At 65.4% G+C, this 11,425-nt stretch carries 11 protein-coding genes; 6 read left to right on the plus strand and 5 right to left on the minus strand.

Going from position 1 to position 11,425, the window contains the following annotated elements; all coding sequences use genetic code 11:
• Window positions 1-2,625, plus strand: a 2,625-nt coding sequence (dnaE, locus tag VFA16_RS13375) for a DNA polymerase III subunit alpha (RefSeq protein WP_324968280.1), incomplete at its 5' end; no start/stop codon positions are given.
• The gene (locus VFA16_RS13380; RefSeq protein ID WP_324968281.1) at window positions 2,625-3,458 is read left to right on the plus strand and encodes an isocitrate lyase/phosphoenolpyruvate mutase family protein; all 834 of its coding nucleotides are present in this window, start codon (window positions 2,625-2,627) and stop codon (window positions 3,456-3,458) included. The genes dnaE and VFA16_RS13380, both read left to right, overlap by 1 nt.
• Window positions 3,459-3,506: 48 nt before the next feature.
• Here the strand turns inward: VFA16_RS13380 and VFA16_RS13385 are convergent, their stop codons facing one another.
• The gene (locus VFA16_RS13385) at window positions 3,507-3,953 is read right to left on the minus strand and encodes a PPOX class F420-dependent oxidoreductase (RefSeq protein WP_324968282.1); all 447 of its coding nucleotides are present in this window, start codon (window positions 3,951-3,953) and stop codon (window positions 3,507-3,509) included.
• A 60-nt stretch (window positions 3,954-4,013) separates the two neighbouring features.
• Between VFA16_RS13385 and VFA16_RS13390 the strand changes: the two genes are divergently transcribed.
• Window positions 4,014-4,403: a MerR family transcriptional regulator gene (locus VFA16_RS13390; protein ID WP_324968283.1), complete on the plus strand. Its 390-nt coding sequence runs from the start codon at window positions 4,014-4,016 to the stop codon at window positions 4,401-4,403.
• On the opposite strand, the gene VFA16_RS13395 is transcribed toward VFA16_RS13390, so the two are convergent.
• Window positions 4,400-5,695: an amidohydrolase family protein gene (locus VFA16_RS13395; protein WP_324968284.1), complete on the minus strand. Its 1,296-nt coding sequence runs from the start codon at window positions 5,693-5,695 to the stop codon at window positions 4,400-4,402. The two genes, VFA16_RS13390 and VFA16_RS13395, sit on opposite strands and share 4 nt — an antisense overlap.
• Window positions 5,696-5,766: 71 nt before the next feature.
• Here VFA16_RS13395 and fadD11 point away from each other — a divergent pair, with 71 nt between their 5' ends.
• Complete coding sequence (gene fadD11, locus VFA16_RS13400; RefSeq protein ID WP_324968285.1) at window positions 5,767-7,593, plus strand: fatty acid--CoA ligase FadD11; 1,827 nt, start codon at window positions 5,767-5,769, stop codon at window positions 7,591-7,593.
• Window positions 7,594-7,602: 9 nt separating this feature from the next.
• On the opposite strand, the gene VFA16_RS13405 is transcribed toward fadD11, so the two are convergent.
• Window positions 7,603-7,827 carry a hypothetical protein gene (locus tag VFA16_RS13405; RefSeq protein ID WP_324968286.1) on the minus strand — a complete coding sequence of 75 codons (225 nt, stop codon included), beginning with the start codon at window positions 7,825-7,827 and terminating at the stop codon, window positions 7,603-7,605.
• Window positions 7,828-7,925: 98 nt separating this feature from the next.
• On the opposite strand from VFA16_RS13405, the gene VFA16_RS13410 reads away from it, so the two are divergent.
• The gene (locus tag VFA16_RS13410; RefSeq protein ID WP_324968287.1) at window positions 7,926-8,363 is read left to right on the plus strand and encodes a nitroreductase family deazaflavin-dependent oxidoreductase; all 438 of its coding nucleotides are present in this window, start codon (window positions 7,926-7,928) and stop codon (window positions 8,361-8,363) included.
• A gap of 27 nt (window positions 8,364-8,390) precedes the next feature.
• The gene (gene ilvA / locus VFA16_RS13415; protein WP_324968288.1) at window positions 8,391-9,671 is read left to right on the plus strand and encodes a threonine ammonia-lyase; all 1,281 of its coding nucleotides are present in this window, start codon (window positions 8,391-8,393) and stop codon (window positions 9,669-9,671) included.
• Between the two features lie 80 nt (window positions 9,672-9,751).
• Here the strand turns inward: ilvA and VFA16_RS13420 are convergent, their stop codons facing one another.
• Together VFA16_RS13420 and VFA16_RS13425 are read right to left on the minus strand one after the other, a co-directional pair.
• Window positions 9,752-10,180, minus strand: coding sequence for a hypothetical protein (locus VFA16_RS13420; RefSeq protein ID WP_324968289.1), 429 nt, complete (start codon window positions 10,178-10,180; stop codon window positions 9,752-9,754).
• Between the two features lie 36 nt (window positions 10,181-10,216).
• The coding region (locus VFA16_RS13425; protein WP_324968290.1) for a DUF3459 domain-containing protein at window positions 10,217-11,425 on the minus strand (1,209 nt) is incomplete at its 5' end.

The raw sequence follows: 11,425 nt of genomic DNA on the forward strand, positions 1-11,425 counted from the left end.
CCGGTGTTCCCGGTGCCCGACGGGCACGACCAGGCCTCGTGGTTGCGGCACGAGGTCGAGGCCGGGCTGGTCCGGCGATTCCCGGACGGAATACCGCCGGGGTATGCCGAGCGTGCCGCCTACGAGATCGAGGTGATCTGCGCCAAGGGTTTTCCGTCGTACTTCCTGATCGTGGCGGATCTGGTCAACTACGCGCGATCGGTGAACATCCGGGTCGGCCCGGGACGGGGGTCGGCGGCCGGGTCGCTGGTCGCCTACGCGCTGGGCATCACCGATATCGACCCGATCCCGCACGGGCTGCTGTTCGAGCGGTTCCTCAACCCCGAACGCACATCGATGCCAGACATCGACATCGACTTCGACGACCGCCGCCGCGGCGAGATGGTGCGCTACGCCGCCGACAAGTGGGGACACGACCGGGTGGCGCAGGTCATCACCTTCGGCACCATCAAAACTAAAGCGGCGCTGAAGGATTCAGCGCGGATCCACTACGGTCAGCCGGGTTTTGCGATCGCCGACCGGATCACCAAGGCGCTGCCGCCGCCGATTATGGCCAAAGACATTCCACTGTCGGGGATCACCGACCCCAACCACGAGCGCTACAAGGAAGCCGCCGAGGTGCGCGGCCTAATCGACACCGACCCCGACGTGCGCACCATCTACGAGACCGCCCGCGGCCTGGAGGGCCTGATCCGCAACGCCGGCGTGCACGCCTGCGCGGTGATCATGAGCAGCGAACCGCTGACCGATGCGATCCCGCTGTGGAAGCGGCCGCAAGACGGCGCCATTATCACCGGCTGGGACTACCCGGCCTGTGAGGAAATCGGTCTGCTGAAGATGGATTTCCTGGGCCTGCGGAACCTGACGATCATCGGCGACGCGATCGAGAACATCAAGGCCAACAGGGGAATTGACGTCGATCTGGAGTCGGTGCCGCTCGACGACCCGGCCACATACGAATTGCTCGGCCGCGGTGACACGCTCGGTGTGTTCCAGCTCGACGGCGGTCCCATGCGCGATCTGCTGCGGCGCATGCAGCCCACCGAATTCGAAGACGTCGTCGCGGTGATCGCGCTGTACCGGCCCGGGCCGATGGGGATGAACGCCCACAACGAGTACGCCGACCGCAAGAACGGCCGCCAGCCCATCAAGCCGATCCACGCCGAACTGGCCGAGCCGCTGCAAGAGATCCTCGCCGAGACCTACGGCCTGATCGTCTATCAAGAGCAGATCATGCGGATCGCGCAGAAGGTCGCGGGCTACTCATTGGCCCGAGCCGACATTCTGCGAAAAGCCATGGGCAAGAAGAAGCGAGAGGTCCTCGCCAAGGAGTACGAGGGCTTCTCGGCCGGAATGAAGTCCAATGGGTTCTCCGACGGAGCCGTCAAGGCGCTGTGGGACACCATTTTGCCGTTCGCCGACTACGCGTTCAACAAGTCGCACGCCGCCGGGTATGCGATGGTGTCGTACTGGACGGCCTACCTGAAGGCCAATTACCCCGCCGAGTACATGGCCGGGCTGCTCACCTCGGTCGGCGACGACAAGGACAAGGCCGCAGTGTATTTGGCCGATTGCCGCAAACTCGGCATCACCGTGCTGCCGCCGGACGTCAATGAGTCGGGCCTGAACTTCGCCTCGGTCGGCACCGATATCCGCTACGGGCTCGGCGCAGTCCGCAATGTGGGTGCAAACGTCGTTGCGTCACTGCTCAATACCCGCACCGAGAAGGGCAAGTTCACCGACTTCTCCGACTACCTCAACAAGATCGACATCGCGGCGTGCAACAAGAAGGTCACCGAGTCGCTGATCAAGGCCGGCGCGTTCGATTCGCTGGGCCACCCCCGCAAGGGCCTGTTCTTGGTGCACACCGATGCCGTCGACTCGGTGCTGGGCACCAAGAAGGCCGAGGCGATGGGCCAGTTCGACCTCTTCGGCGGCACTGACACGGCCACCGACGCGGTGTTTTCCGTCAAGATTCCCGACGAAGAGTGGGACGACAAGCACAAGCTGGCGTTGGAACGCGAAATGCTGGGGCTGTACGTTTCCGGGCATCCGCTCAACGGCGTCGCGCACCTGCTGGCCACCCAGGTCGACACCGCCATCCCGGCGATTCTCGACGGCGACGTCCCCAACGACGCCCCGGTCAAGGTCGGCGGCATCCTCGCGTCGGTGAACCGGCGCGTTAACAAGAACGGAATGCCCTGGGCCTCAGCGCAATTGGAGGACCTCACCGGCGGCATCGAGGTGATGTTCTTCCCACACACCTACTCCACCTACGGCGCCGAAATCGTCGACGACGCCGTGGTGCTGGTCAACGCGCGAGTGAAGATCTCCGACGACCGCATCTGTTTGATCGCCAATGAGCTTGTGGTCCCGGACTTTTCGAGTGTACAGCCGGACCGGCCGCTGGCCGTCAGCCTGCCCACCCGCCAGTGCACCATCGACAAGGTGACGGCGCTCAAGCAGGTGCTGGTCCGCCACCCCGGAACCTCGCAGGTGCATCTGCGCCTGGTCAGCGGAGAGCGGGTCACCACATTGGAGTTGGACGCCTCGCTGCGGGTGACGCCGTCGCCGGCGCTGATGGGAGACCTCAAGGCGCTGCTGGGCCCGGGCTGCCTGGGTTGATGACGGCTTCAAAATTCGCTGAACGCCGCGCTCGGTTCCGCCGTCTACACGAGGAAGGCTGCTTTCTCATTCCCAACCCCTGGGACGCCGGGACCGCGATCGCGCTGGTGAAGATGGGGTTCCAGAGCATAGCCACGACAAGCGCGGGATTCGGGTTCTCGCGAGGCCTGCCCGACACGCCGGCGGCGCTCGATCTGGAAGCGGCCCTTGGCCATATCGCAGAGATGGTCAACACCGTCGATGTGCCAGTCAACGCCGACTTCCAGGCCGGCTATGACCGCGATCTCGCAGGTTTGGGAGTGAACATCGCACGCTGTGTGGCTACCGGTGTGGCAGGGCTGTCGATCGAAGATGCGTACGGCGACAGCGGTAATCCGTTGTTGGCATTGCCGGAGGCAGTTGAACGCGTCCGCGCGGCCCGGTCCGCGATCGATGAGTCGGGTGAAGATGTGCTGCTGACCGCCCGCGCGGAGTGCTTCCTCTATGGTCATCCCGACCCGCTTGCCGAGGCGATCCGCCGGTTGCAGGCCTATGCCGAAGCGGGTGCAGACGTCCTGTTCGCCCCCGGTGTGCGTCGGCGTGAAGACATTGCCGCGCTGGTCGACGCCGTTCGGCCGTTTCCGGTCAATGTGTTGATATCGGCTGATCCTGGTATCACGGTGGCAGAGCTTGCTGACCTTGGTGTGCGGCGGATAAGCCTCGGGTCGGCACTGTCACGAGTCGCTTGGGGCGCATTTCTTTCGGCTGCAATCGAACTCGCGGACGCGGGCACGTTCGGTGGCTTGTCTCACGCAGCGACTTTCGACGAACTCAACGCGTTGTTCACGCGATAGCGGCCGTACGTGGCTTTCGAGACGACGGACGACCGGGGTCTGGCATCGTCATTCGAGATCGACCCGAACGATGACAGTATCGGGCCATACCGTGCGGAGACGGGCGCGGCGTAGCTTCTCGCGGACCGACAGATCGCGGTGAACGTTAGTGACGCCCGGAACTTTGATCAGCGGCACGATGTTCCACTGCCAGCCGTACCGTTGGTGCAGTACGTTGTTGCCTGCGGCCGCGTCTTCGCCCGACAGTATGGTCGCGCGGCCGGCTACCGTCATCGCGCATGGATGAACGCGGCCCCGATAGTCGCAGGCGGTGAGCTCAACCTCGCGGTGTGCCGCCAATCGGCGCGTCTTCGGGCCGACCTTCGTTCGAAACAGTGCCGTGTTTCCCTCCAACCGGAACCAGATCGGGGTGTCGACCGGGGTGCCGTCGCGGTGATAGGTGCGCAGCAGCGCATAACGGGCGCGGCGCAGCTCATCGAGTGCCTGTTCATGCATGAGACCAAGTCAACGACTTAGAGTTGGCTCGAAGTCAAGCCTCAAGCCGGGGAGAGTGTGATGGCCGCGTATCTGACGATCGGACAAGTGGTACGTGGCACGGGTGTCGCGGCGACTACGTTGCGTTACTACGAGCAGATCGGTCTGGTACCGCCCCCGGCTCGCGTCGGTGGTAAGCGCCGTTACGACGACTCGATCCTCGTTCGGCTAGAGGTGATTCGACTCTGCAAGGCCGCAGGCTTCGGCCTAGAGGAGATTCAGAAGCTGTTCGCCGATGACGAGCCCGGGCGGCCCGCCACCCGGGCGCTCGCTGAGGCCAAGCTGGCTGAGATCGACGCACGAATGGCCGAGCTCGCACGTGCCCGCGAGATCATCCAGTGGGGCATGCGCTGCACATGTCCGTCCATCGACGCCTGCACCTGCGGCATTCACCGTGCACTCCCTGCCTAAGCGCCGGTGGTTGATCCGGCGGTCCTGCTTTCAATCCGAACTCCGGGTGGCAAGGTGCTAGCAGGGCGCTTACAGATAACGCCGTCCTTCATGACGAAGTCGACTTGGCCGGTGACCTCGATATCGGTGAACGGATCACCCGGCATGGCAACCAAATCGGCGATCTTGCCTTCGGCGATCACCCCCAGGCCGTCGAAGGCAAGCAGCTCGGCCGCCACGCTGGTCGCCGCCCGCAGTGCGCGCAGCGGGCTGATGCCGGTCGACACCATCATCGGAAACTCGCGCCAGTTTTCGTCGTGCGGGAACATGCCGGCGTCGGTTCCGAACGCGATGCGCACATTGCTTGCGGCGACCCGTTCAGCGGCGTCCAACAACGCGCTCCGGTATTTGCGGGCTTTGCGCTTGGCGTACTCGGGCATCACCGCCCACATCGGGTCGTCATCGCCGCGTTGTGCACCGGAGAGGATCGCGTACTGCGTCGGCACCAAAAACACCCCGGCGTCTTCCATCATCCGCAGCGTCTCCGCCGAGGCCAAGTTGCCGTGCTCGATGCTGCGCACCCCGGCACGGACCGCGCGCTGAATGCCTTCGTCGCCGTAGCTGTGCGGAGTTACCGGCACACCGAGATCGGTGGCGGTCGCGACCAATACGTCCATCTCCTCCTGGCTGTACGTCGCCTGGCCCGGATCGTCGGACGGCGAGGCGAAGCCCCCAGTGGCGGCGAACTTGATCCAGTCGGCTCCCGCGCGAATCTCCTGCCTCACCTTGGTCCGGATCTCGTCACACCCGTCTGCCGCCGCCAATTCCATTGGCCGCGAGGGGCCTTGATATTCGTCGGCGACCGTGCCGCTGAAGTCGCCGTGGCCGCCGCGGGCGGAAATCATGTGCGGCGCCACCACCATCCGCGGGCCCACCACGATGCCCGCCGCGACGGCGTCGCGCAGGTCGATGGTCGGATAGTCGACGTCCACGCAGGCCAAGTCGCGCACCGTGGTGAACCCGTTCATCAGCAACGTCCGCAGCACCGGCAGCGACCTCAACGCCTTCGCGACGCTGGAAGCGATGGCCACCGCGGGGCCGAGTGGCGGCGCCAACGTCACGTGCACATGGCAGTCGATGAAGCCGGGCGTCAGCGTGTGCCCGGCAAGGTCGATCACCTGCGCGTCTTCGGGCGCCTCGAGCGCGGCGCCGATCCGTTGGATCCGGCCGTCGACCACCAGCACCTGCCTCGGCGCCGGCACCTCGGCGAGGCCGTCCCACACATCAGCACCGATGATCAACGTCGCCGTCATGTCGGCGAACCTACTCTTAGGCTGGCCGGGTCTGTGCTCTGATCGGGGTAGCGACAAAGGAGAACGAGCAGATGACTACATCCGACGTACCCACCACCATGTGCGAGGCGTTTCAGCGCACCGCTGCGATCGATCCGGATGCGTTAGCGCTGCGCACACCCGGCGACACCCAGACGCTGACCTGGCGGGACTACGCGGCCCAGGTGCGTCGGGTTGCCGCCGGGCTGGTTGGGCTGGGCGTCAGGCGCGGCGACACAGTGTCGCTGATGATGGCGAACCGCATCGAGTTCTACCCCCTTGACGTGGGCGCGCAGCACGTCGGAGCGACGTCGTTCTCGGTGTACAACACCCTGCCCGCCGAACAACTCACCTACCTGTTCGACAACGCCGGCACCAAGCTGGTGATGTGTGAGGAGCAGTACGTCGAGCGGATCCGCGCCAGCGGTGCGCAGCTCGAGCACATTGTGTGCATCGACGGGTCACCGGAGGGCACCTTGTCCCTGGATGACCTGTACGCCGCCGCGCCCGCTGACTTCGACTTCGAATCTACTTGGCGCGCAGTAGAACCCGACGATGTCATCACCCTCATCTACACCTCCGGCACGACTGGTAACCCCAAAGGTGTCGAGATGACGCACGCCAACCTGATGTTCGAGGCTTCGGCGATCGATGCCGTTCTCGACGTGCACTTCGGCGACCGGATTACGTCGTTCCTGCCCTCGGCGCACATCGCCGACCGGATGATGGCGTTGTACAACCAGGAGGTCTTCGGCACCCAGGTCACCGTGGTGTCTGACGCCAAAGCGATCGCGGCGGCGCTGCCCGACGCGCGACCGACGATCTGGGGCGCAGTGCCGCGAGTGTGGGAAAAGCTCAAAGCCGCAATAGAATTCGCTGCCCTGCATGAGCAGGACGAGGCCAGGCGGCAAGCGTTGCAGTGGGCTATGTCGGTGGCGGCGAAGCGCGCCGCGGCGATGCTGGCTGGGGAGCCGATGTCCGGCGAGCTTGCTGCCGAATGGGCTAAGGCCGACGAGCTGGTGCTGTCGAAGCTTCGGGAGCGGCTCGGCTTTGGTGAGCTGCGCTGGGCGGTCTCGGGTGCCGCGCCGATCCCGAAGGAGACCCTCGGCTTCTTCGCCGGCATCGGCATTCCGATCTGCGAGGTGTGGGGGATGTCGGAGCTGAGCTGCGTGGCCAGCGTCAGCCATCCGCGCGATGCGAAGCTCGGCACGGTCGGCAAGTTGTTGCCCGGGTTGGAGGGCAAGGTCGCCGAGGACGGTGAGTTTCTGGTGCGCGGCCCGCTGGTGATGAAGGGCTACCGCAAAGAGCCGGCGAAGACGGCCGAGGCGATCGACGCCGACGGCTGGCTGCACACCGGCGACATCCTCGAAATGGACTCCGACGGCTATCTGCGGGTGGTCGACCGCAAGAAGGAGCTGATCATCAACGCGGCCGGCAAGAACATGTCGCCGGCCAACATCGAGAACGCCATCCTGGCCGCATGCCCGATGATCGGGGCGATGGTCACGATCGGTGACGGGCGGCCATTCAACACCGCGCTGCTGGTCTTCGACGCGGACTCGGTCGGGCCCCTCGCGGCCCAGCATGGACTGTCGGACGCCTCACCGGCGGCCTTGGCAGCGCACCCGGACGTGATCGCCCGGATTTCCGCCGGGGTTGCCGAAGGCAACGCCAAATTGTCACGGGTCGAGCAAATCAAACGGTTCCGGGTGTTGCCCACGCTCTGGGAGCCCGGCGGTGAGGAGATAACGCTGACGATGAAGCTCAAGCGTCGGCCGATCGCCGAGAAATACGCCGCCGAGATCGAGGAACTTTATGCGGACCAGCCCGGGGCGGATGTCCACGAACCCGCCCCCGCACCGGCCGCACAACCGGCGTGAAGTGACCGTTTATTGCCGGTGCTGCTGCAACGCCCTGAGCACCAGCCCAACGCATAAGGCAACGCCGGTGGCGGTCAGCACCGACGGCGTTGCCCTGGTGGTCACCACCCCGACAAGCAGCAACGCGGCGAACCCCGTGATCAGCGCCAGCACCTTGTACCGGGGCCAGGGCACACCGGCGACCAGCACCTCCTCAGGGGAGACCAAGGACCGTAGCTGCAGCGGAGTCGTCACAAATTAAGGCTAACTCGTACTTTCGTTTTCGGATAGCCGAAACACTCGATCCGGAAGGGTGAAAGGCGCCACAACGGGCAGACCCTTAAAGTGTCTGTATGCCGCTTTCAGGAGAATACGCACCTTCCCCGCTCGACTGGTCCCGTGAGCAGGCCGAGAAGTACATGGCGTCTGGCGGAGCAGAGGGCACCGAGCTTCAGGGCAAGCCCGTCATCCTGCTCACGACCGTCGGGGCCAAGACCGGCAAACTCCGCAAAACACCGTTGATGCGGGTCGAACACGACGGCGAGTACGCCATCGTCGCCTCACTGGGCGGCGCCCCCAAGAACCCGGTCTGGTACTACAACGTCAAGAAGAACCCGCGGGTGGAGTTGCAGGACGGCCCGGTCACCGGCGAGTACGAAGCGCGCGAGGTGTTCGGAGACGAGAAGGCCGTCTGGTGGGAACGAGCCGTGGAGGTCTGGCCGGACTACGCCAACTACCAGGCCAAGACGGACCGCGAAATTCCGGTGTTCGTGCTGACCCCCGTCCGCTGAACTGCTGTTGAATGGCACCATTGACCGGTGTCCGCCGAACTGAGCCAGGTCTCCAGCACACCGCCGCTGTCCGCGGCGGACATCGATGCTGCGGCCAAGCGAATCGCGCAGGTGGTCACGCCCACCCCGCTGCACCTGTGCGAGCGGTTGTCGGAGGTCACCGGAGCCACGGTCTATCTGAAACGCGAAGACCTGCAGTCGGTGCGCTCTTACAAGTTGCGCGGCGCCTACAACCTGCTGGTGCAGCTGTCGGAGGAAGAGATCGCCGCCGGTGTGGTGTGCTCGTCGGCCGGCAACCACGCCCAAGGTTTCGCCTACGCGTGCCGCCTGCTCGGAATCCGTGGCCGCGTCTACGTGCCGGCCAAGACGCCTAAGCAGAAGAAGGACCGGATTCGCTATCACGGCGGAGAGTTCATCGACTTGATCGTCGGTGGGTCGACGTACGACATGGCGGCTGAAGCCGCGCTCGAGGACGTGGCGCGCACGGGCGCCACGCTGGTTCCGCCGTACGACGACGTGCGCACGATAGCGGGCCAGGGCACCATCGCGGTGGAACTGCTCGACCAGCTCGACAGCGAGCCCGACTTGGTCGTGGTCCCGGTGGGTGGCGGCGGGTGCGTCGCCGGCATCACCACCTACCTGGCCGAGCGGACCGCCAACACCTCGGTGCTGGGTGTCGAACCCGGCGGCGCCGCCGCCATGATGGCCGCACTGGCCGCCGGCGAGCCGGTCACGCTCGACCATGTGGACCAGTTCATCGACGGCGCGGCGGTGAACCGGGCCGGGACCCTGACCTATGCTGCGGTGGCCGCCGCCGGTGACATGGCGTCGATCACCGCGGTCGACGAGGGTGCGGTCTGCACCGCGATGCTCGACCTTTACCAGCACGAGGGCATCATCGCCGAGCCGGCGGGCGCGTTGTCGGTTGCCGGCCTGCTAGAAGCCGACATCGAGCCGGGATCCACTGTGGTGTGCCTGATTTCGGGCGGCAACAACGACGTGTCCCGCTACGGGGAAATCGTCGAGCGCTCACTGATCCACCTGGGCCTCAAGCACTACTTCCTGGTCGACTTTCCCCAAGAACCAGGCGCGCTGCGCCGGTTCCTCGACCAGGTGCTCGGACCCAACGACGACATCACGTTGTTCGAGTACATGAAACGCAACAACCGCGAAACTGGTGAAGCGCTGGTCGGCATCGAATTGGGGTCGGCCGCTGATCTCGACGGGCTGCTGGCCCGGATGCGGGCCACCGAACTGCACATCGAAGCACTCGAGCCCGGGTCACCGGCGTACCGGTACCTGTTGTAACGACGTCTCTTTCAGCGCGAGCGGGCGCGATTGCGCAGCATTTGCGGCGTGTCGGTGTGCAGACGCGCCCGCTCGCGGTCTCAGGCATCGATCTGCAGGAGCGACTCGTCATTGGCACGGAATATCGGCTCCAGCGGCACCTCGAACCGTTCGGCCGCGTCGGCCAGCGCCTTGGCCCAGGCGCGGTCCGCCGACGAGATCGGCCGCCGACCGGGCCCGGTCAGCAGCAGAGCCACGGTGGTGCCGGACGCGGTGTCGTCAAGCAGCGTGCGCAGATCCGACATGAGTCGCCTGACGATGCGCCCCTGCGGGCGCGGGCCGATCGGCACCTGACTGAGCATTTTGATCAGGCGACGGTCCGGGCCTATGAAACCGAACCACAGCAGCTTCTCACCAAAACCCAAGGGCCCCATTAACGCCCGCCAGCGTTGGCGCAAATCCTCGGCTGAATGCACCGGCTCGGTGGCGGTCTCGATGGACGGTATCGGCAACAGTTCCTGACCAGACATGGCCGAATCATCAGCGGTTGCCGGTATCGCCGCCAGTCAGTTGTCCACAGCCCTGAGCACAGCGACCGACTGCCCTGGAAGCTCGGTGGTGTCCTCGCCGACTTGGGGCTCGTCCCAAGCCAGCACCACCTCGCCGCGCACCGGCACCGCCACCGCCCCGGTACCGAGGTTACATGCCACCACGAAATGTCCGCGGCGCATGGTGATCCAGCGTTTCGCCTCGTCATAGTCGACGTCCAGATGGTCCAGCCATGGGTCAGCGAAATCGGTTTCCTTGCGCCGCAAGGTGATCAAATCCCGATAGATGCCGAGCAGCCGGGCATGCTCGCCGCCGCCGGGCTCGTCCCAGTCCAGCTTGGAGCGCTGGAACGTGCGCGGGTCCTGCGGGTCGGGGATCTCGTCGGCGTCCCAACCGTGCTCGGCGAACTCCTTCTTGCGGCCCTCGGCGGTGGCCCGGGCGAGCTCCGGCTCCGGGTGGGAGCTGAAAAACTGAAACGGCCGCGACGAGGCCCACTCCTCGCCCATGAAAAGCATTGCCGTATAGGGTGAACCGAGTACCAGCGCGGCCTTGATCGCGAGCTGACCGAAGGTCAGGTTCTGCGACGGCCGGTCTCCGAGCGCACGGTTGCCGACCTGGTCGTGGGTGCAGGTGTAGGCCAACAGCCGGGTAGCCGGAATATTGGCTGTGTCCAGCGGCCGGCCGTGGCGGCGGCCACGAAACGACGAGTACGTGGCCGCGTGGAAGAAGCCGTGCCGCAACGTCTGGGCCAGGGTAGCCAGCGACCCGAAATCGGCGTAGTAGCCCTGGCGTTCACCAGAGACGGCGGCGTGAATGGCGTGATGGATGTCGTCGTCCCACTGCGCGGTCAGGCCGTAGCCGCCATCTTCTCGGGGAGTGATCAGCCGCGGGTCGTTGAGGTCGCTTTCGGCGATCAGCGACAACGGGCGGCCCAGCTGCTGGGACAGCTGATCGGTTTCAGCCGACAGCTCCTCGAGGATGTGGATGGCGGTGGTGTCGACCAGTGCGTGCACCGCGTCCAGGCGCAGGCCGTCGGCGTGAAAGTCGCGCATCCAGCGCACCGCACAGTCCAGGATGTAGCGGCGCACCTCATCAGAGCAAGCGTCGGCGATGTTGATACCTTCGCCCCACGGGTTGCTTGCCGACGATAGGTACGGCCCGAACCGCGGCAGGTAGTTGCCCGACGGGCCGAGATGGTTGAACACCGCATCGATCAGCACGCCCAC

This window comes from Mycobacterium sp., from assembly GCF_035653355.1.
Classification (GTDB): Bacteria; Actinomycetota; Actinomycetes; order Mycobacteriales; family Mycobacteriaceae; genus Mycobacterium.